The organism is Kineosporia sp. A_224, assembly GCF_002198655.1.
In the GTDB taxonomy this organism is placed as follows: Bacteria; Actinomycetota; Actinomycetes; order Actinomycetales; family Kineosporiaceae; genus R-H-3.
In genome coordinates, this window is sequence record NZ_MWLN01000221.1 from 38,933 (window position 1) to 58,135 (window position 19,203).

25 protein-coding genes are annotated in these 19,203 nt (G+C 73.1%); 12 read left to right on the forward strand and 13 right to left on the reverse strand.

Translation table 11 applies throughout. From position 1 onward, the window contains the following. Positions 1-39 precede the first annotated feature (39 nt). The 5 genes from EDJALFJO_RS29200 to EDJALFJO_RS29220 form a co-directional block, all read right to left on the reverse strand. Positions 40-1,338 (reverse strand): IS256 family transposase, encoded by a 1,299-nt coding sequence (locus EDJALFJO_RS29200; RefSeq protein WP_088289841.1) that lies wholly within the window; start codon positions 1,336-1,338, stop codon positions 40-42. 48 nt (positions 1,339-1,386) lie between these two features. Next, positions 1,387-1,818 (reverse strand): tyrosine protein phosphatase, encoded by a 432-nt coding sequence (locus EDJALFJO_RS29205; protein ID WP_088289842.1) that lies wholly within the window; start codon positions 1,816-1,818, stop codon positions 1,387-1,389. A 116-nt stretch (positions 1,819-1,934) separates the two neighbouring features. Beyond that, complete coding sequence (locus EDJALFJO_RS29210) at positions 1,935-2,519, reverse strand: nitroreductase family protein (protein ID WP_088289843.1); 585 nt, start codon at positions 2,517-2,519, stop codon at positions 1,935-1,937. 26 nt (positions 2,520-2,545) lie between these two features. Continuing rightward, on the reverse strand, positions 2,546-2,983 hold the full coding sequence (locus EDJALFJO_RS29215) for a VOC family protein (RefSeq protein WP_088289844.1): 438 nt from the start codon (positions 2,981-2,983) through the stop codon (positions 2,546-2,548). Between the two features lie 36 nt (positions 2,984-3,019). Then, on the reverse strand, positions 3,020-3,373 hold the full coding sequence (locus EDJALFJO_RS29220; protein WP_088289845.1) for a nuclear transport factor 2 family protein: 354 nt from the start codon (positions 3,371-3,373) through the stop codon (positions 3,020-3,022). A gap of 77 nt (positions 3,374-3,450) precedes the next feature. Here EDJALFJO_RS29220 and EDJALFJO_RS29225 point away from each other — a divergent pair, with 77 nt between their 5' ends. From EDJALFJO_RS29225 to EDJALFJO_RS29260, 8 genes are all read left to right on the forward strand, one after another. Continuing rightward, positions 3,451-4,248 (forward strand): MerR family transcriptional regulator, encoded by a 798-nt coding sequence (locus EDJALFJO_RS29225; protein WP_088289846.1) that lies wholly within the window; start codon positions 3,451-3,453, stop codon positions 4,246-4,248. Positions 4,249-4,339: 91 nt separating this feature from the next. After that, positions 4,340-4,765 carry a hypothetical protein gene (locus tag EDJALFJO_RS29230; protein ID WP_088289847.1) on the forward strand — a complete coding sequence of 142 codons (426 nt, stop codon included), beginning with the start codon at positions 4,340-4,342 and terminating at the stop codon, positions 4,763-4,765. A gap of 71 nt (positions 4,766-4,836) precedes the next feature. Then, positions 4,837-5,871: a PHB depolymerase family esterase gene (locus tag EDJALFJO_RS29235; RefSeq protein WP_088289848.1), complete on the forward strand. Its 1,035-nt coding sequence runs from the start codon at positions 4,837-4,839 to the stop codon at positions 5,869-5,871. A 33-nt stretch (positions 5,872-5,904) separates the two neighbouring features. Beyond that, positions 5,905-6,708, forward strand: coding sequence for a PIG-L deacetylase family protein (locus EDJALFJO_RS29240; RefSeq protein ID WP_088289849.1), 804 nt, complete (start codon positions 5,905-5,907; stop codon positions 6,706-6,708). A gap of 45 nt (positions 6,709-6,753) precedes the next feature. Next, positions 6,754-7,326 carry a GNAT family N-acetyltransferase gene (locus EDJALFJO_RS29245; RefSeq protein ID WP_088289850.1) on the forward strand — a complete coding sequence of 191 codons (573 nt, stop codon included), beginning with the start codon at positions 6,754-6,756 and terminating at the stop codon, positions 7,324-7,326. Continuing rightward, a complete protein-coding gene (locus EDJALFJO_RS29250) occupies positions 7,323-7,619 on the forward strand; it encodes a hypothetical protein (protein WP_088289851.1) in 297 nt (98 codons plus the stop codon). Before EDJALFJO_RS29245 ends, EDJALFJO_RS29250 begins: the two co-directional genes overlap by 4 nt. Positions 7,620-7,752: 133 nt before the next feature. Then, positions 7,753-7,989, forward strand: a complete 237-nt coding sequence (locus tag EDJALFJO_RS29255) for a hypothetical protein (protein ID WP_088289852.1) — start codon at positions 7,753-7,755, stop codon at positions 7,987-7,989. Positions 7,990-8,035: 46 nt separating this feature from the next. After that, positions 8,036-8,905: a DMT family transporter gene (locus EDJALFJO_RS29260; protein WP_088289853.1), complete on the forward strand. Its 870-nt coding sequence runs from the start codon at positions 8,036-8,038 to the stop codon at positions 8,903-8,905. Between the two features lie 47 nt (positions 8,906-8,952). Here the strand turns inward: EDJALFJO_RS29260 and EDJALFJO_RS29265 are convergent, their stop codons facing one another. From EDJALFJO_RS29265 to EDJALFJO_RS29280, 4 genes are read right to left on the reverse strand one after another with little or no spacing between them, the layout of a single operon-like run. Continuing rightward, positions 8,953-10,047 (reverse strand): aminoglycoside phosphotransferase family protein, encoded by a 1,095-nt coding sequence (locus tag EDJALFJO_RS29265; RefSeq protein WP_088289854.1) that lies wholly within the window; start codon positions 10,045-10,047, stop codon positions 8,953-8,955. Continuing rightward, positions 10,044-10,808 carry a trans-aconitate 2-methyltransferase gene (locus EDJALFJO_RS29270; protein ID WP_088289855.1) on the reverse strand — a complete coding sequence of 255 codons (765 nt, stop codon included), beginning with the start codon at positions 10,806-10,808 and terminating at the stop codon, positions 10,044-10,046. Before EDJALFJO_RS29270 ends, EDJALFJO_RS29265 begins: the two co-directional genes overlap by 4 nt. 59 nt (positions 10,809-10,867) lie before the next feature. After that, complete coding sequence (locus EDJALFJO_RS29275) at positions 10,868-11,908, reverse strand: proline racemase family protein (protein WP_088289856.1); 1,041 nt, start codon at positions 11,906-11,908, stop codon at positions 10,868-10,870. A gap of 10 nt (positions 11,909-11,918) precedes the next feature. Continuing rightward, complete coding sequence (locus EDJALFJO_RS29280; RefSeq protein WP_088289857.1) at positions 11,919-12,596, reverse strand: GntR family transcriptional regulator; 678 nt, start codon at positions 12,594-12,596, stop codon at positions 11,919-11,921. A gap of 84 nt (positions 12,597-12,680) precedes the next feature. Between EDJALFJO_RS29280 and EDJALFJO_RS29285 the strand changes: the two genes are divergently transcribed. The 3 genes from EDJALFJO_RS29285 to EDJALFJO_RS29295 all read left to right on the forward strand — a co-directional run bounded on the left by EDJALFJO_RS29285 (position 12,681) and on the right by EDJALFJO_RS29295 (position 15,967). Further along, positions 12,681-13,922 carry an FAD-binding oxidoreductase gene (locus EDJALFJO_RS29285; protein WP_088289858.1) on the forward strand — a complete coding sequence of 414 codons (1,242 nt, stop codon included), beginning with the start codon at positions 12,681-12,683 and terminating at the stop codon, positions 13,920-13,922. A 67-nt stretch (positions 13,923-13,989) separates the two neighbouring features. Continuing rightward, positions 13,990-14,901 (forward strand): dihydrodipicolinate synthase family protein, encoded by a 912-nt coding sequence (locus EDJALFJO_RS29290; protein WP_088289859.1) that lies wholly within the window; start codon positions 13,990-13,992, stop codon positions 14,899-14,901. A gap of 4 nt (positions 14,902-14,905) precedes the next feature. Continuing rightward, positions 14,906-15,967, forward strand: coding sequence for a proline racemase family protein (locus EDJALFJO_RS29295; protein WP_088289860.1), 1,062 nt, complete (start codon positions 14,906-14,908; stop codon positions 15,965-15,967). A gap of 3 nt (positions 15,968-15,970) precedes the next feature. Here EDJALFJO_RS29295 and EDJALFJO_RS29300 read toward each other — a convergent pair whose 3' ends face one another. Further along, a complete protein-coding gene (locus tag EDJALFJO_RS29300; protein WP_088289878.1) occupies positions 15,971-16,558 on the reverse strand; it encodes a TetR/AcrR family transcriptional regulator in 588 nt (195 codons plus the stop codon). 111 nt (positions 16,559-16,669) lie between these two features. Between EDJALFJO_RS29300 and EDJALFJO_RS29305 the strand changes: the two genes are divergently transcribed. Beyond that, positions 16,670-17,542 carry an LLM class flavin-dependent oxidoreductase gene (locus EDJALFJO_RS29305; RefSeq protein ID WP_198950751.1) on the forward strand — a complete coding sequence of 291 codons (873 nt, stop codon included), beginning with the start codon at positions 16,670-16,672 and terminating at the stop codon, positions 17,540-17,542. Between the two features lie 39 nt (positions 17,543-17,581). Here the strand turns inward: EDJALFJO_RS29305 and EDJALFJO_RS34620 are convergent, their stop codons facing one another. From EDJALFJO_RS34620 to EDJALFJO_RS29315, 3 genes are read right to left on the reverse strand one after another with little or no spacing between them, the layout of a single operon-like run. After that, positions 17,582-17,755, reverse strand: a complete 174-nt coding sequence (locus EDJALFJO_RS34620) for a hypothetical protein (protein ID WP_158220607.1) — start codon at positions 17,753-17,755, stop codon at positions 17,582-17,584. 43 nt (positions 17,756-17,798) lie between these two features. Continuing rightward, positions 17,799-18,224: a hypothetical protein gene (locus tag EDJALFJO_RS29310; protein WP_088289861.1), complete on the reverse strand. Its 426-nt coding sequence runs from the start codon at positions 18,222-18,224 to the stop codon at positions 17,799-17,801. Then, a complete protein-coding gene (locus EDJALFJO_RS29315; protein WP_088289862.1) occupies positions 18,221-19,135 on the reverse strand; it encodes an ornithine cyclodeaminase family protein in 915 nt (304 codons plus the stop codon). The genes EDJALFJO_RS29310 and EDJALFJO_RS29315 overlap by 4 nt, the downstream gene beginning before the upstream one ends. Between the last annotated feature and the right edge of the window lie 68 nt (positions 19,136-19,203).

The window sequence follows — 19,203 nt, forward strand, 5'->3', positions numbered from 1 at the left end:
GGGACTGTCCGATCTTCGGTGTAACTGACTCTCGCTCGGTCAGTTGGTGGTGCTCGGTTCGAGGCGGCCGGCGTAGGTGATGGCGAAGGCGTTCAATGCCGGCTTCCAGCGGATGGCCCAGCGTGCCCTGCCACGGCCGGTGGGGTCCAGAGAACGGGTCACGAGGTACAGACATTTCAGGGCTGCCTGCTCGGTGGGGAAGTGCCCTCGGGCCCGGACCGCTCGCCGGTAGCGGGCGTTCAGGGACTCGATCGCGTTCGTCGTGCAGATGATCTTTCGGATCTCGACGTCGTAGTCCAGGAACGGGACGAACTCGGTCCAGGCGTTCTCCCACAACGCCACGATCGCTCGGTACTTGCCGCCCCACGCCTGCGTGAACTCGGTGAAGCGTTCCTTCGCGGCGGCCTCGGTGGGGGCGGTGTAGACCGGCCGCAAGTCGCGGGCGATCTTCTCCCAGTCCTGCCGGCCGGCGTACCGGAAGCTGTTGCGCAGCAGGTGGATGATGCATGTCTGGACCGTGGTCAGTGGCCATACGGTCCCGACCGCGTCGGGTAGTCCTTTGAGTCCGTCGCAGACCAGGATGCACACGTCGGCGATGCCACGGTTTTTCATCTCGGTCAGGACCGACAGCCAGAACTTGGCGCCTTCGCCGCCGTCGCCGGCCCACAGGCCGAGGATGTCGCGTTCGCCGTTCACGGTGACGCCGATGGCAGCGTAGACGGGCCGGTTGGTGACCTGTCCGTCGCGGATCTTCACCACGATCGCGTCCAGGAACACGACCGGATAGACGCGGTCCAGTGGCCGTGAGGACCACTCGGCCATCTCCTCCAGGACCTTGTCGGTGATCCGCGAGACGGTGTCCTTGCCGACCGAGGCGCCGTAGACCTCGTCGAAGTGGGCGCTGACCTCCCCGGTCGTCAGGCCTCTGGCGGTCAGTGACAGGACGATCTGGTCGATCGAGTCCAGCCGCCGCTGCCGCTTCTTCACGATGACCGGCTCGAAGGTGCCGTCCCGGTCTCGCGGGACGTCAATGTCGACCGGGCCCAACTCGGTCAGGATGGTCTTGGGGCGGGTGCCGTTGCGGGAGTTCTCCCCGTTCCGCCCGGCGGGGTCGTGCTTGTCGTAGCCGAGGTGGTCGCTCAGCTCGGCCTCAAGCGCTGTCTCCAACACCGTCTTCGTCAACCCGGTCAACAGACCGCCCGGGCCGAGCAGCTCCACCCCCTCGGCCCGGGCACGCTCGACCAGCTCGGCCGCCAAGGCTTGGTCCTGCTCACGTTGATGCTTGCTCTGCTTGTTCGATCCCCGGGTCGTCGCCACGGGCTCGATGGTGTCGCTCATGATCCTTACCTCCCCGCCAAGCCCGCAGGCTCGGCGTGTCAGGCAAGATCAGTTACACCCTTGATCGGACAGTCCCAGTGCCTGGATAGCTTCCTGTGCGGACAGCCCGGTCATGACCAGGACCGCTGCGGCCAGAGCGGGGGAGCGGCCGTGGCCGGCGTGGCAATGTGCCGCGACATGAGCGCCGGACAGGACGTGTCCTGCGAGCTCTGAGATCAGGGCCAGCGTGGGCTCGGAGCGGTCCGGAGGAGTCTGGTCAGCAGTGGGGAGGTGGTGGAACGCGAGTCCGACGAAGGGCGCCGCCAGCTCCTCGTCCACCAGACCGGCCAGGGGTAGCTCCGCGCGGTCGAGCAGCGAGACCAGCACGTCCACACCGGCCTCGCGGACCTCCGTGAGCTCACCGACGAGGAACTCGTCGCCCAGTGGCCGGGAGACCACGCTGACCGCGCCCAGACCGGCACAGACCGTCCACAGCCGCATACCGGCCCCTCCCTGTTGCCGCCGAGATCAACAACCGATCACGGATCAAGGAAGTTCCCCGGCTACCTTCGGGCGCGACCCGTTGCCGCCGTCCGTGCCGAACAGGGTGTGCACTGCTACTCCCGCGGCCAGGTGACCGACGGCACCCGCACGCCCGTCCCAGGGTCCCGTGGCGCGACAGGCGCAGCCATCCCGATCGCGGTGATCGTGGTGATCTGCCAGTGCGGCGGCACGTCGAGGAGCCGGGTGAGCGCTTCCAGGTCGAAGGCGCGGAACTGCCGGCACGCGAGGCCCATGCTGTGGGCCTGGATCGTCATGTGGGCGACGGCCTGCCCGAGGTCGTAGACGGAGAACTCGCTGAACTGCCAGTCGGTGCCCTCGACGTAGACGTGGGAGAGGTTCACCATGAGCAGGCTCGCCTGCCGGGCCCAGGGCCGGGAGCTGCCGGCCAGGCAGTCGACGATGCCGCGCCAGCCAGGTGCGTCACGCAGCGCGGGGCGGAAGGCCCAGGGCTGCGAGTTGCCGGCCGACGGGGCCCAGCGGGCGGCCTCCAGCAGCAGCTCGACCTGTCCCGGGTCCAGCACGTGCTGGTCGTCGAACTCTCGCGGACTCCAGCGGCGGCGCAGGACCGGAAGCAACGCGTCGCGCACCTCGTCCTGCGGCGATCGGGCGGTTCTCGGCCCGCCGGTGGCGTCGTCCATCCGGCCAGTATCGCGAGGGTCCGCGGTCAGCTCTTCGTCAGCTCCTGGGCGAGCATGACGATGATGCCGCTGGGGCCGCGGACGTACGTCAGCCTGTAGATGTCCTCGTAGGTCGCCACCCCGCGGAGCGGGTGGCAGCCGTGCCTCGCGGCGATCGCGAGAGCCTCGTCGATGTCGTCGACCGAGAAGGCGATGCGGTGCATGCCGATCTCGTTGGGGCGGGTGGGTTCCGTCTCGATCGCGTCGGGGTGGATGTACTCGAAGAGCTCGAGCCGCCCGTTGCCGTCCGGCGTCTGGAGCATCGCGATCTTGGCGTGGTTGCCGTCGAGACCCACAGCCGTGTCGGTCCAGTCTCCGCTGACCGTGTCCCGGCCGAGGACGGTGAGACCGAGGTCGGTGAAGAAGGCGACGGTCGCTTCGAGGTCGCGGACGGCGATGCCGACGTTCTCGAGTCTGATGGGCATGCGCCGCAAGCTACAGCCGTCAGGCGGTTCCGGCCGTCACGGGGCGATGACGAGCTCTGCGACGAGGTCGTCGTCCAGCGCGAACCGGTAGCGGAGCAGGACGACACCGCCGGGGAAGTCGCCCTCCAGCCGGTGGGCGGCCACCCAGTGCGCGTCGTCGATGCGTTCCGCCGCGACCAGCGTGGTCGTGTAGGTGAACCCAGCTCCGGCCTTCGACAGGAACCCGCGGATCTCGTCGGTCCCCCGGTAGGACGTGCCGTCGTCGACGACCACGGCGGTCGGGGCGAAGGCGCCGAGCGCGCCCTCGGTGTCACGCGCCTGGTGCGCGGCGAGGTACTCCCGGATCGTGGCGGGCAGCTGGTCGGGCCGGATGCTGGTCGGTTCGGTCATGACCTGAGGGTGCGGCTTCCCGGTGGGGGACGGTCAAGTCCTGAGTCTCCCCCGGGGAGAGGGTGCATCCTGGGCGGGTGCTGGCGATCGGCGAGTTCTCACGGCTGACCCACCTCAGCGTCCGCACCCTCCGCCGCTACCACGAGGCGGGCCTGCTCGAGCCTGCGAGCGTGGACGACGCGACGGGCTACCGCTCCTACGGCGCGGACCAGATCCCGATCGCCCAGGTCATCCACCGCCTGCGGGAGCTCGACGTCCCGCTGCCCGACGTCCAGCGCATCCTGCGGTCCCCGGACCCGCGGACCCGGGCCGCGCTCGTCGCCGACCACCTGCAGCGGCTCGAGGCGCAGCTCGACCGCACCCGCGCCGCGGTCGCGTCGCTGCAGCGGTTGTTGCGCCCGGACCCGGCTCCGGCCGACGTGGAGCTGCGCGCGGTCCCGGCGGTGACGGTGGCGGCGGTCGAGGACGACGTGGCGCACGACGAGGTCATCGCCTGGTACGCCGGGGCGATGGCAGAGCTGGACGTCGCGGTGAAGGAGCCGACCGGCGTCCCTGGCGGCCTCTACGACAACGCGCTGTTCGAGGACGGCCGCGGTCACGTGCTCGTCTACCGCCCGACCGCCGACCCGCCGCGCAGCGGGCGTGTCCGGCCGGTGACCCTGCCGGCCGTCGAGCTCGCGGTCACGACCCACCACGGCGAGCACGACGACATCGACGTCACCTACGGCCTGCTGGGTGCATGGGTGGTCGCCAACGCGCTCGCGGTGGCGGGCCCGGTGCGGGAGACCTACCTCGTGGGGCCGCGGGACACGGCGGACCCGTCCGCCTGGCGGACCGAGATCGGTTGGCCTGTGTTCCGGGTCGCCCCGCGCTGAGGCAGATGCCCCACGGCGCACGGACCGGACCGAGGCGTGGCGCCGGACCGGTCCGGTCGTGGAGGCACGGCTCTGCGCTTACGGTGGCCGGATGACCACCAAGATCACCTCGCGAAGCCGTGTCCGCGCCGTCGGGCAGGTCGTCCTCGGTGCGGCGATGCTGGCCGCCGGGACGGGGCATCTGACGTACCAGCGCGAGGAGTTCCGGGCCCAGGTGCCGTCGTGGTTCCCTGCGGACCCCGACCTCGTCGTCCTGCTCTCGGGCGTCGTCGAGATCGGGTTCGGCGCCGCGATGCTCACCGTCTGGAAGCAGCCGTGGCGCGCCCGCGTCGGCCTGCTGCTCGCGCTCTTCTTCGTCGCGGTCTTCCCCGGGAACATCGCCCAGCTCACCGAGCACCGCGACGCGTTCGGGCTCGACACGGACACCAAGCGCGCCGTCCGGCTGCTCTTCCAGCCGCTGCTCGTGCTGTGGGCCTGGCTCTCCACCCGGCCGCGCGCGGACGTCGCGGGGGAGTGACCACGACTCTCGGCCGGGCGACGCAGGGGCCTCGCCCCTGGCCCCGAGCCGATGTCCGGCATGCTGGACGGATGTCCGCGCACCGGCCTGTCACCCGACTGCTGCCGACTGTCGCGGCCCTCGTCGCCCTGCTGCTCGCCGCCGCGTGCAGCGGGGGAGGGCAGGAGCCGCCCGCGGCGCGGCCGACGACCGCGTCGTCGACGGTTCCGGCGGCCGGGAGCACGTCGTCCGCGCCCTCGTCCGCGCCGCCGTCCGCATCACCGTCGGCCGCCGCGTCGGCGACGCCGTCCGCCGTGAACCGCAGGCCACCCGACATCTCGGTCCCCTCGGGCGGCAACGGTCGCGGGCCGATGCCGCTGCTGCTCCTCCTGCACGGCTACACGTCGAACAGCGCCGAGGTCGACCTGTACTTCGGACTCCGGGAACGGGCTGCGGCGGCAGGGTTCCTCTACGTCCGGCCGAACGGCACCGTCGACCAGCGCGGCGCCCAGTTCTGGAACGCGACCGATGCCTGCTGCGACCTGTTCGACACCGGCGTGGACGACTCCGGCTACCTGCTCGGCCTGATCGACACGCTGGCCCGGGAGTACCCGGTCGACCCGCGGCAGATCTACGTCATGGGTCACTCCAACGGCGGGTTCATGGCGTACCGGATGGCCTGCGACCACGCCGACCGGGTGGCCGCCGTCGTGTCGGTCGCCGGCGCGATGCACGCCGCCCGGGCCGACTGCACACCGGCCGCCCCTGTGAGCGTGCTCCAGGTGCACGGCACCGACGACGAACTCGTACCGTACGAGGGCGGGCAGATCCAGGGCGACGAGGTGCCCCCGGCGGCGCGGACCGTCAAGGACTGGGCCACCCTCGACGCCTGCGACCCGGCCCCGTTGCGCAGGTCCGACGTCGACGTCGTCGACCGTGCCGACCTGCGCGGCACCACCCGGCTGGCCGGGGCCGAGACCGGGGTGCAGGTGTACCGGGGCTGCGCACGCGGGACGTCGGTGCAGCTGTGGACCATCCGCGACGGCCGCCACGTGCCCACGTTCCTCCCCGCGTTCGGCGAGGACGTCCTCGACTTCCTGCTCGCGCACCCGAAGCCGGGCGCCTGACACCTGCTCGGGCGGCTGCGTCATGATGGCGTGATGTCCACCATCGTCTTCGTCCACGCCCACCCCGACGACGAGGCCAGCGGCACCGCCGGGTCCATGGCCCGCGCGGCGGACGAGGGCCACCGCGTCGTCCTCGTCGTCGCGACCGACGGCGACCACGGCTCTGCGCCGGAGGACCTCGCCGACGGCAGGACCGTCGCCGACCACCGTCGCGAGGAGGTCGCCGCCTCGGCCAAGGTGCTCGGGGTCGCCCGGATCGGCTGGCTCGGCTACGCCGACTCGGGGATGTCCGGCTGGCCGCAGAACTCCGCCCCCAGGGCGTTCATGAACGCGGACGTCGACGAGGCCGCGCGCACGCTGGCCGACGTTCTCGACGACGAGGACGCCGACATCGTCACCGGCTACGACTGGCACGGCGGGTACGGCCACCCCGACCACGTCATGGTGCACCGGGTGGTGCGCCGGGCTGTCGAGCTCGCCGCCCGCCGTCCGCGGCTGCTCGAGGTGACGATGAACCGGGACGCCATGCGCGCGATGTTCCGGATGGCGCAGGCGGCCGGGATGGAGACCGCGGACTGGGACCCGGACGGCCCGGGCGACGACGGCAACCCGATCGGCACCCCGGAGGCCGAGATCCACCTGCGGGTCGACGTCCTTCCGCAGCTCGAGCGCAAGCGGGCCGCCCTGCAGGCGCACGCCAGCCAGACCACCGACGTCGGCATGATGCTGTCGCTGCCGCAGGAGGCGTTCACCGCGATGTTCGCCGACGAGTACTACATCGAGCCGGGCCGCGCAGCGGGCATGCGGTCGGGCTGGATCTTCGACGACGAGTCCTGATCGGGCCTGCCCCGGGTTCGGCGGCCGGCGCGCTAGCGTCGGGCGATGGACTACACGACCAAGCCCCTCACGTCGCAGACGTGGGAGGACTTCGCCGCCCTCGTCGAGGCGCACAACGGGGTGTGGGGCGGGTGCTGGTGCATGGGGTTCCACCCCGAGGGCTTCTCGGCGGACGGCGCCGCCGGCAACCGTGAGGCCAAGCGGGCCCATGTGATGGCCGGCACCGTGCGCCAGGTGCTCGTGTACGCGGACGACGAGTGCGTCGGCTGGTGCCAGTACGGCACCCCGGCCGAGCTGCCGAACATCAAGAACCGCAAGGCGTACGACGGCGCGGACGCCGACCTGCCGACCTGGCGGATCGGCTGCATCTTCACGGCCGGCAAGCACCGGGGCCAGGGTGTCGCCCGGGCCGCCGTGACGGCCGCGCTCGACGCCATCCGGCTCGCGGGCGGCGGCGTCGTCGAGGCCTACCCGGAGCAGACGGAGGAGCGGCCGCCGCAGCGGGGCGCCTACCTCCACACCGGCCCGGAGGCGCTGTACGAGCAGTTCGGCTTCGTCCGCGACCGCAGGATCGCCAAGTGGCGCTGGGTCATGCGCGCCGTGGTCCCGGCCGCGTGAGCCTCAACGAGGTCGCCCAGGCCATCGGCTGGGTCGGCGCGGTCCTGCTGACGCTCGGCTACTGGCTCGTGTCGACCGGGCGCGTCGATGGTGAGGGGCCGGCGTTCCAGTGGGTCAACGTGCTCGGCTCGCTGTTCCTCGGCATCGCCGCGGCCGGCGGCCGGGTCTGGGCGTCGGTCGCGCTGAACTCGCTGTGGGTGGGCATCGGACTCGTCGTCCTCGGCCGGCTCTTCGCACGGCGGCACCGGCGGGCAGGGGTGCAGCCGCCCGGGGACGGCGCGTCCCGCGGGTAGCCCGCTCCGCAGCCGCGAACCGGTCAGGATCGAAGAAGCGCCCGCCAGGGCGCCGCTCCTACGGTTGACGTGGCAGCGACCGGCTGCCGCCCCGCATCCCGGCGCGCCTGCCGGACAGCACGAGGAGACGACCATGAAGACCATGACCTGCCGGCAGCTCGGCGGACCGTGCGACCACGAGCACCGCACGAGCACCGCCGACGAGGCGATCAAGGCGCAGGACCGGCACCTGAAGGAGGTCGTCGCCGCCGGCGACGGCGGCCACGCCCAGGCGCTCACAGCCATGAAGGACCGGTGGAAGCGGCCGATCGCGGGCATGGGCTGGTACCGGCAGGCCAAGCGGGACTTCGCCGCCCTGGCCGACGACTGACGCGTCGATCCCTGCCGTCTGGGGCCGGTGATGGCACGATCCGCACGTGACCCCGACGCTTCTCAGCGCCCTGCTCGGCGTCTGCGGCATGTTCGGCTGGGGCCTGTACGACTTCCTGGGCGGGGTCCTCTCGAAGCGGATGGGCTCGTTCGTGCCGCTGTTCTGGTCCCAGGCGGTCGGCGCGGTCTCGATCGGCGTCGTCGCGTGGGCTGCCGGGGCGATGGCGGGCGTGCCGACGCGGTCGCTGCTGCTCGTTCCCCTGGCCGCGGGTCTCTACTGCGGCGGCTATCTCTTCTTCTTCGCGGGGTTTCAGAAGGGCGACGTCTCGGTCGTCGCGGCGGCCATGAACCTCTGGGCCGTCGTGACGATGGTCGTCGCCTTCCTCTTCATGGGGCAGCGACTGAGCACGAGCCAGACGGCCGGCGCGTTCACGATCATCGTGGGAGCGATGCTCGCGTCCGTCGACTGGGGACGGCTGCGGCGGCAGGGGTTCCACGTGTCGCTCGGTGTCCGGGAGACGCTCCTGGGTGCCTGCTTCTTCGGCCTCTACTGGAACGTCAGCGAGGTCATCTCCGAGGACGTCGGCTGGCTGCGGACGACGCTCCTCGTCAAGGTCGGCGTCGTCCTCGTCCTGCTGGCGCTGTCGGTACTCATGCGCCGCAGGCTCCGGCCGGACGGCGTGCAGGCCCGGACGGCGCTGACCCTGGTGGCCATGGGCGGCGTCGAGGTCTGCGCCGTCGCCGCCGTGAACTACGGGATCGCCATCGGCGACGCGATCCTCGTGACCCCGATCGCCTCGGCGCTGTCGGTCGTCACCATCGCGCTGGCTGTCGTCGTCCTGCGGGACCGGGTCTCGGCGCCCCAGGCCGTCGGGATGGCGATGGCCGTCGGCGGGATCGTCGCCACGGCGTTGTGAGCGAGCAGCTCGACCGACGGCCGGACGGCGCGGCGGCGGCGGGCCGCTCAGGGCTCGAGAAGCGTTGCCACGTCGAGGAACTGCGAGGCCTGCGCGGTGTACCCGTGCCAGCGCAGGTACAGCCCCGACGTGACGCGCTCGACGTACGCCCAGGCCCACACCCGCTCCGGGTCGGCGCCCGCTGACCCGGCGAGCCGCCGGCACTCGCTGCGCAGCAACGTCGTCGCCGACCCGGGGGCGGCCGCCTCGGCGGCCGCCAGCTCGGCGCAGGCGTCCCGGACGACGACCGCGACGTCGTAGCTGCGCTCGCCGACGAACCCGTCCGGGTCGATGAGGGCCCAGTCCTCGCCGCGCCGGAGCACGTTGTTCGCGTGCGGGTCGCCGTGGCAGACGACCTCGGGCCGCTCCGTCGCGGCGAGCCGTTCCGCGTGCAGCGTCGCCTGCCGGAGCACGTCGCCGTGCGCGGCGCCGTAGCGGGGCCCGAGGTCGGCGAGGATCGACAGCAGCCCCGAGGCCTTGCCCTCGAAGGGGCGTCCGCTGTCCAGCGGGACCTGCCAGGCCTGCTGGAGGAGCGCCACGACGACCGGCCCCTGCTCGTGCAGCGTGCGGGTCCGCGCCGACAGCATGGGCCCCAGGCGTTCGAGGAGAAGGGCTCCGCGGCCGGCGTCCCAGTCGAGGACGCGCGCGTACCCGCGGCCGTGGGCCGCCGTCATGATCCGCGCAGCGACGTCCTGGTCGCCGGGTTCGGCGATCTTCAGGACCGCGCGCTGCCCGCCCTCGCCGACGACAGCGAGCGTCGGCATCCCGGCGCCGCCGTCCAGCCAGCGCTCGGCGGTCAGCCCCCAGCGGGTGCACGTCTCCCGGACCGTCCCGGCGAAGTGCTCGACCGCGGCCGAGACGTCCCGGTCGGAGGCGGCCCCCCGGCGCCTTGCCTCCGCGACGGCCGCCTCGACGACGTCGGTGGTCGTCGTGCCGGCCACCCAGTAGGTCTGCTTGTGCCCGCGGGCCTCGAGCCCGGCGGCCTGGGCCTCGGCATCGGCACGCAGGACGTGACGAGCGACCTCCGCGCGGTTCCCGTGCTCGTCCTGCCGCCAGACCACCCAGGTCCGCGCCCCGGCGTCGGACCCGTCGACGTCCGTCATGCGCGCTCCGCCCGGCGGGCGACGTGCACGGTGACGTCGGCCGAGACCTCGACCTGCTCCGGCACCACCCGCCGGATCGCGTCCAGCGCCTGCTCCCGCTGCTCCACCGGGAGCTGGAGGTACGCCGACACCGTCGAGAGCAGCCCGACGTAGCCGGCGGCGGTCAGCGTCAGGCGCCGTTCGACGACCTCCTGCCGGACGTCGGTGAACCACGGCGAACGCTCGAGCTCGGTCCCCGGCCACTGCATCGCGTGGTCCGGGGGAGTCCCGTCGGGGGAGGGGAGGTCGTCCTCGGCGAGGAACGGCGCGCGGGCGGCGTGGACGGCGGCCGCGAGCGCCGGGTCCACGAGGTGGCTCTGGCCGCCGAACGAGGCGAAGACGCCGTCCGGCTCCAGCAGCGCGGCGACGCGGGCCCAGCGGTCGACCGGGTCCGTCCAGTGCAGGGACGCCGCCGCGAACACGAGGTCGTAGGTGCGACTCCGGGGCAGGTCCTCGAACGCGGACCGGACGGAGACGACGTCCGCCGGCACGTGCGCCCGGAGCACCCGCAGCATCGACGCGTCGGGGTCGGTCGCCGTGACGGCGACGCCTCGCGCAGCGAACGCCCGGGTCGCCTTGCCCGTGCCGGCGCCGATCTCGAGCGCCGTCCGGACCGGCCGGCGCGCGTGGCCGAGGACGACGTCCACGACCCGGGCGGGGTAGCCGGGCCGGAAGCGTTCGTACCGGGCCGCCACCGCCCCGAAGCTCAGCGCGCGCGTCACCCCTCGATCGTGGCACGGCGGTGCCCCGCCGCGCCCCGTCGGAGGTTCAGCCCGGAGGTTCAGACCGAGAGCCCCACGGGCCAGGTGTCGGTGAGCCGGTAGCCCTCCTGGTACGGGTCGGTGGGGTCGAGGACGAGCGTGGTCAGGTCGGTGATCCAGGCCTGACCGGCGATCGACGGTACGACGGCCGGGACACCGCCGACGGTGGTCGTCGACTCGATCCGGCACTCGAACCGGGAGTCGATGATCGAGGTGTGCACGAAGGGCTCGCCGACGGTGAGCTCGCCGCGGGCGTGCATGACCGCCATCCGGGCCGACGTCCCGGTGCCGCAGGGGGACCGGTCGCACCGGCCGGGGGAGACGACGACGGCGTTCTTCGCCGTGAGGACGCCGTCCACCCGCTCGGGCGGCAGGGTGAGCTCGCAGATCGTGATCCCGGGGAAGTCCGGGTTCTCCGGGTGCACCGCGGCGAGCTGCTCCGCGGCGGCGATCTTGATCCGCTCGCCGAGAGCGCAGATGTCGCGGGCCTCGTCCGGGGTGACCGCGAACCCGAAGGTGCGCGCGTCGACGATGACGTAGGCCATCCCGCCCCACGCGACGTCGACCGTCACGGTGCCGACGCCCTCGACCTCGACCGGGGCGTCGAGGTGGTAGACGAACGCCGGCTGGTTGGTGAACCGCACGCTCGTCACCTTGCCGTCGCGCACCTGGCACTCGACCGGGATGAGGCCGGCCGGGGACTCCAGCACGAGGTTCGTCACGGGCTCGACGGCGTCGAGCATGCCGGTCTCGAGGAGCACGGTGGCGACGCAGATGGTGTTGCTGCCCGACATGACGGGGTACTCGATCGACTCCATGATCACGTACCCGGCATCGGCCTGCGGATGGTTGCTCGGCAGCACGATGTTCGCGTTGCGCGCGACCTGCCCGCGCGGCTCGCTGAGGATCATCCGCCGCAGCCAGTCCCGGTGCTCGGCCAGGTGGTTGCGCTTGTCGAGCATCGTCTCGCCGGGCACCTGGCCGAAGCCGCCGACGATGACGTTGCCGACCTCGCCCTCCGCGTGGGCACCGACGACCTTGAGCGACCGGCTGAAGCGCATGGGCTCCTCCTCATGTCTCGTCGAGGAGCAGGAACTCCTCGGCGCTGTCGATGATGTGGTGGCGCAGGACGGCCTCGATGGCGGCCGCATCGCCGGCAGTGACGGCCTCGACGATCTGTGCGTGCATGGCGTGGGCACGGTGCGGGTCGGCGCGGGCCGCCTGCTCCTGCGCGAGGGCGATGGTGCTCAGCGCCTCGGTGACGGGCCACAGGCGCAGGAGCGCCGTGTTCTCGGACGCGGCCCAGAGCCCGCGGTGGAACGCGACGTGGGCCTCGTGCTGGACGAGCGGGTCCGGGTCGAAGGCGAGGCGGTCGAACGCGCGCCAGGCGTCCCGGACGAGCTGCAGCCGCCGCCCGGTCGGGTCCTCGAGGATCGCGCCGACCGCGATGAGGTCGAGCGGGACGCGGGTGCGGGCCAGGTCCCGGACAGCGCCCGCGTCGAGCCGGGTCACGCTGAAGCCGCGGTAGGGCTCCTGCACGAGCAGCCCGTCCTGCACCACGAGGTTGAGCGCCTCGCGCAGCGTCGGGCGGCTGACCCCGAACCGGGCCGCGAGGTGCACCTCGCGGAGCTTGTCGCCGGGGCGGAGCTCACCGAGGACGATCGCCCGCCGGATGCGGGTCACGACGGCGTCGCGCTGCGGGGTCCCGGCAGGGGAGCGTGCCGCAGCAGGCGTGGCGGGCTCGGCCATCCCTTGACCCTAGCCAGGGGCCGCCCTACTGTCACTGGCATTGTCAGACAATCTGATCGGGAGTGCTGAGCGGAGGCACGAGCCATGCACGTCGTGGTCGTCGGTGGTGGCGTGATCGGCCTGACGAGCGCCTACCACCTCGCCCGGGAGGGCGCCGAGGTCACCGTCCTCGACGCCCGCGGGACCGGCCTCGGGGCGTCGGCGGTGAACGCCGGCTGGTTCGTGCCCGCCGAGTCGATGCCGGTGCCCGGCCCGAAGGTCGTCGTCCAGACGCTGAAGTGGATGCTCCGCCCGGACAGCCCGGTGTACATCCGGCCCTCCCTCGACCCGCGCTTCGTCGGCTTCATGCTCCGGATGTGGCGCCGCTGCAACGACCGCGACCAGCGCGCGGGGTTCGCGGCGCACCTGCGGCTCGCGCGGAGCACGGCACAGGTGCTCGACGAGTACCGGGCCGACGGCATGGACTTCGAGCTGCGCTCCGCGGGCCTGCTCATGGCCTTCACGCAGAAGGCGAACCTCGACCACCACGTCCACAACCTCGACCTCGTGCGGGAGAACGACCTCGACCCGCAGCTCCTCGTCGGGGACGCCGTCCGCGCGCACGAGCCGCTGCTCACCGACGCCGTGCACGGCGGCATCTTCTTCCCGCAGGAACGGCACCTCGACCCGCGCGCGTTCGTCGAGGCGCTGCACAAGCGCCTCGTCGACATGGGCGTCCGGATCGTGGAGAACGCACCGGTCGGGTCGGTCGAGGTCCGCCAGAGCGGCGGACGCCGTACCGTCGCGGCGGTGCGGACGCCGTCCGGCCGGCACGAGGGGGACCGGTTCGTCCTCGCCGCCGGTGCCTGGACCGGTGAGCTGGCAGGCCTTTTCGGCCGCCGGCTGCCCGTGCGCCCCGGCAAGGGCTACAGCGTGGACGTCGAGCCGCTGCCCCTGCGCAGCGCGACGAACCTGTCCGACGTCAAGGTCGCGATCACCCCCTTCTCGGACCGGCTGCGGCTCGCCGGGACGATGGAGTTCGCAGGCCTCGACGAGAAGGTCAACGACGTCCGGGTCGCGGCGATCCTGCGCGGCCCGCAGGCGTACCTGCGCGGCTGGAAGGTCCCGACCGGACCCCTGCGGCCGCAGGCCGGCATGCGCCCGATGACGCCGGACGGCCTGCCCGCCATCGGCGCGCTCCCCGGCACCGACAACACGTTCGTCACCACGGGCCACGGCATGCTCGGCGTCACGCTCGCCGCGGGCAGCGCCCTCGCGCTGTCCGACCTCGTGCTGCACGGCACCCGCCGCCCCGAGCTCGAGCCGTTCGACCCCGCCCGGTTCTGAGCCGCCAGCCCTGAGCGTCGCCAGCCCTGACCGTCGCCAGCCCCGCCGTCGTCCCGGAAGGACCGCCATGACCCGCCGCACCGCCGCCCTGCACGGCATCATCGCCGCCGTCCCCACCCCGTTCACCGCCGACGGCAGCGCCATCGACGAGGAGAACCTCCGGGCGCAGGCCGACCGGCTCGTCGCCGCGGGGCTGCACGGTGTCGTCGCGACCGGGTCGACGGGTGAGTTCGCGACCCTCGCCCCGGCCGAGTACCGGCGTGCCATCACGGCGTGGGTCGAAGCGGTCGACCACCGGATCCCGGTCGTCGCCGGCGTCGGGGCGCTCGCCACCGCCGAGGCCGTCTCCCTGGCGCAGCACGCCGAGGCCGTCGGTGCCGACGCGATCATGCTGCTGCCGCCGTTCTACGGTGCGCCGGCGTGGGACGCCCTCGTCACGTTCCTCTCCACCGTCGCCGGGTCGATCACGATCCCGGTCGTCTACTACAACATCCCCTCGCACACCGGCGTCACGCTGACCCCCGAGCAGCTCGCACAGCTCGGCGACATCCCGGGGCTGGACTTCGTCAAGGACACGTCCGGCGACGCCGTCGGCCAGGCCGAGCTGCTCGCCGTCCGCACCGACCGGATCACCGTCTTCAACGGCTGGGACACCCTGACGTTCTTCGGGATCGCCTCGGGCGCCAAGGGCGCGGTCTGGGGCGCGGCGAGCATCGTGCCGGAGCTCGCCGTCGGGCTGTGGGACACCCTCGCGGTCAAGGGTGACCTGCCGGCCGCCCGTGAGCTGTGGAAGCACCTGTGGGCGATCAGCGACTTCCTCGAGTCGGTGGACTACGCCGCGGGCATCAAGGCCGGGCTGCAGATCGTCGGCCACCCGGCCGGCCCTACGCGGGCGCCGATCCTGCCGCTGCCGGCCGCCGACCTCGAGCGGTTCACCCGCATCCTCGCGGCCGCCGGACAGGTCCCCGCGGGCGGGTGACGCGGTGACCCTGACGCTCGACACGGTCGAGGTGCACGCCGAGGGCGAGCCCGGCCGGGTCGTCCTCGACGCCGCGCACCTCGTACGGGGCGACTCGATGGCCGAGCGTCTCGCGTACTGCCGGGAGCACCTCCACCCGCTGCGCGAGCTGCTGCTCCACGAGCCGCGCGGCTACCCGGCGCTGTGCGCCGTCCTGCTGCTGCCGCCGGTGACGCCGGGCGCCGACTTCGGGGTCGTCGTCCTCGAGCAGGGCGGGTTCACGCCGATGTCGGGCAGCAACACCATGTGCGCGGTCGCCGGTGCCGTCGAGGCCGGGCTGATCGTGCCGGACGGCGACACGTTCGACGTCACCATCGACACCGCGGTCGGGGTGGTCCGGGCGACGGCCGCGATCGAGGACGGCAGGGTCGCCGCGGTGACCGTTGCGAACGTGCCCTCGTTCGTCGTCGGCCTCGACATCCCGCTCGAGGTCCCCGGGATCGGCACGCTGCCGGTCGACGTCGTCTTCGGCGGCCAGTTCTTCGTGCAGGCCAGGGCCGCGGACTGCGGCGTCGACCTCGACCCGGCCCGCGGCCGCGAGCTCGCCAGGGCCGGGGCGCTCGTGAAGATGGCTGCGCGGCAACAGGTCCCGGTCCGCCACCCGGTCAACCCGGACGTCGACGACATCGCGCTCGTCATGCTCCACTCCGGACCGCGGACACCCGGCACGGACGCACGCAACACCGTCGTCCTCACCCAGGACCCGCTGCTGCCCGACGACCCGACGACGTGGACCGGCATCCTCGACCGCTCGCCGTGCGGCACCGGCACGTGCGCCCGGATGACGGCCCTGCACGCGCGCGGCGACCTCGCCCTCGACGAGGAGTTCCGGCACCGCAGCATCATCGACAGCCTGTTCGTCGGCCGCCTCGTCGGGACGACGGAGGTCGGCGGCACCCCGGCCGTGCTGCCGACGGTCACCGGGCGCACCTGGGTGACCGGCCGGGCCCGCTGGAGCGTGCACCCGTCGGACCCGTACCCCAGCGGCTACACGGTCGGCGACCTCTGGGCACCCGAGCGGCGCTGAGCCTCACGCGCTGCGAAGCCCGGCGACGACGAGCGCGACCATCCGCCGCGGGTCGTAGCGGGCGTCGTCCGACGCCCCGATGCAGAGGTTGCCGATCCCGCGCATGAGCTCGAGAGGCGCTGTGCCGGGCCGGATCTCGCCCGCCGCCACCGCGGCGTCGAGCAGGGCGCCGCACACCGGGACGAGACGGTCGAGGAAGTACGCGTGGAGGGTCTCGAAGCCGGTCGCGTCGGACCGCAGCGCGTCGGCGAGCCCGTGCTTGGTGACGAGGAAGTCGACGAACAGGTCGATCCAGGCCGCGAGTGCGGCGTGCGGTGTCGCGCTGCTCGCCAGGAGCGCCGGGCCCGCCTCCGCGCAGGCCTCGACCTGGTGACGGTAGACGGCGACGACGAGATCGGCTCGCGTCGGGAAGTGGCGGTAGATCGTCCCGACGCCGACGCCCGCCCGGTTCGCGACCTCTCGCACGGGCACGTCGACGCCCGAGGCGACGAAGGCCTCGGCGGCGGCGTCGAGGAGCTTCTGCTCGTTGCGGCGCGCGTCGGCGCGCTTGCGCGGGGACGGTGCGTCCGTGCGGTCACCCGCATCCGTCACCACGTTCGCCTCCAGCGCCGGTTTGCAAACGGAACAGAGTTCCGTATGTTGTGAGTGGAACAGGGTTCCGCTTGTCTTCAGGATGCCACAGACCCGGAAGGACGCACCGCCATGACGGACGACCGCCCCCGCTTCGGGATCATGACCGCGCCCATGAACGTCGGCTACCAGGACGTCCTACGGGTCTGGCGGGAGGCGGACGCCGTCCCGCAGATCGAGCACGCATGGCTGTTCGACCACCTCATGCCGATCGGCGGGGACCCGGACGGCCCGGCGTACGAGGGCTGGACGCTGCTGTCCGCGCTGGCGGCGCAGACCGAGCGGCTACGGCTCGGCCTGCTCGTGACGAGCAACCGGTTCCGGCCGCCGGCGGTGCTCGCCAAGATCGCCGCGACCGTCGATGTCGTGGCCGGCGGGCGGCTCGACTTCGGCATCGGTGTCGGGTCGCGTCCCCACCCGCCGGCGGCCCGGCGCGAGTACGCGGCCCACGGCATCCCGTTCCTCGAGACCGCCGACGCCGTCGCCGCCTTCGCCGAGGCGTGCGTGGTGATCCGCCGGCTGTGGACCGAGACCGAGCCGTTCGACGTCGACGGCGCCCACGTCCGCCTCAGAGGTGCCTTCTGCAACCCCAGGCCCGTGCAGCGACCGCACCCGCCGATCGTCATCGGCGGCCGCTCGGCGGCGGTGCTGCGCGTGGTCGCCGAGCACGCGGACGTCTGGAACATCCCGGGTGGTGACCTCGAGGACGTCGTGAGCCGCAGTGCCGTCCTCGACCGCTACTGCGACGACATCGGGCGCGACCCGGCGTCGGTCACGCGATCGATCCACCTGGGAGTCGCCTACGACCGGCCCTCGGCGACCCGGGACGCCATCGCGGCGGCGGTCGACGCAGGCTTCCGTCACGTCGTGCTGGGGCTGCCCGCGCCCTACCCGCCGGATGTGGCGCACTGGGTGGCCGACGAGCTCGTCACGCCGTCGGTGTAGCTCAGTGGCCGTTCGAGCGCGGCGTCGAAAGGGGGTCGCTCAGAGCAGGAGGAAGAGCGCCGCGCCGACGGCGACGTTGAACGCCGAGTTCGCGACGAGCAGCGGCATCCGCCGCGCGATGTTCTCCCGGCGCGGCGCGAGGTAGCGGAACAGGACGTACTCGCCGACCCCGATGACGACGAGGGCGACGCCGGTGATCTGCCAGACGGTCACGCGTCGATCATCACATCTGGGCGCGGCACGTGCGCGCGGCGGCTCAGATGTCGAGCAGTACCGCGCCGTCCATCGACGCGTAGGTCAGCTCGGGGACGGCGGCGGAGACCCCGGTGCCCTCGTAGAACAGCCGCAGCGTCCGCGCGGTGCCGTCCGTCGCGGTGAACGTCGCCTCGCTCGAGTAGGCGTACCCGATCTCGCCCGACTGCTCGGTCGTGGTGGACACGAGGGTCACGACGCCGCCGGCAGGCAGGACGGCGCGGACGGCGCGGCACATCGGCTCCCACTGCGCCGCAGCGAGGTCCGCGGGCGGGTCGTCGCAGGCGCCGTCGTTGATGCGCTCGACGACGGCCTCGGACATCTCCTTCGCGTCGTCCTCCTTCGCCCCGCAGCCGCCGGTCGCGAGCGCGAGGAGGGCGACGCCGGCGACGGCCCGCACCCTGCGCGCCCGCCGGGCCGGCCCGGTCACGTCGCCCTCGCGGACAGCCGCTGCACGACGACCTCCGCGATCGCGGCGTCCTGCACGCCGAGCCCGCACAGGTCCGCGACGGTGACCTGGGCGGGGGAGGTGCGGCCGGGGGACCGGCCGGTGAGGACGTCGCCGAGGGTCACCGCGCGGGACACGACCTCGGGTGCCGCGTGCTGGAGCTCACCGGCGTGCGCCGCGAGGTCGACGGCGTCGCAGACGACCACCTCGGCGGCGGCGAGCAGGGCGGCGGGGAGCTCCTGCTTGCCCGGGGTGTCCGACCCGACCGCGGTGACGTGCGTGCCCGGGCGGACCCAGGCCGCGTCGAGCAGCGGCGTCCGGCTGCTCGTGGCCGTCACGACGACGTCGGCCGTGCGGACGGCGGCCTCGAGGTCGTCGGCGACCGTGGCGCCGACAGCCTCGGCGAATGCCGCCGCCCGGGCGGCGTCGCGGCCCCAGACGGCCACCTCGAGGCCCGGGATGGCGGCCCGGTGCGCGTGCACCTGGGCCTGCGCCTGGCCGCCGGTGCCGACGACGAGCAGCCGTCGCGCGTCGGGCCGGGCCAGCGTGAGCGACGCGACGGCGCCGGCCGCGGCGGTCCGGGTGTCGGTGAGCCAGCCGCTGTCGGCGAGCAGCCAGCGGGCCTGCCCGGTCGCGGCGTCGAGGACGACCGAGAAGCCGTCCGGGGCCGCGCCGGGGAACCCGCCTGTCGCGACCTTGAAGCACATGACCGCAGACCCGCGCAGGTAGGCGCCCTTGACGTGGAGCTCGCCCCCGCCGTCCGGGCGCATCTCCAGCTGGCCGGGCTGGTCCACCATGCCGTCCGAGAGCGCCCGGAAGGCGTGCCGGGCGGCGTCGAGGGCGTCGTCCCAGGTCAGCACCGACCGGACGGCGGCCAGGTCCACGATCTGCATACGCCACTGTCCCAGGCCCGGCCGGCGCACGGGCTCGCGCCGGCCGGGCCGTCCCGGGCGGGTGCCGG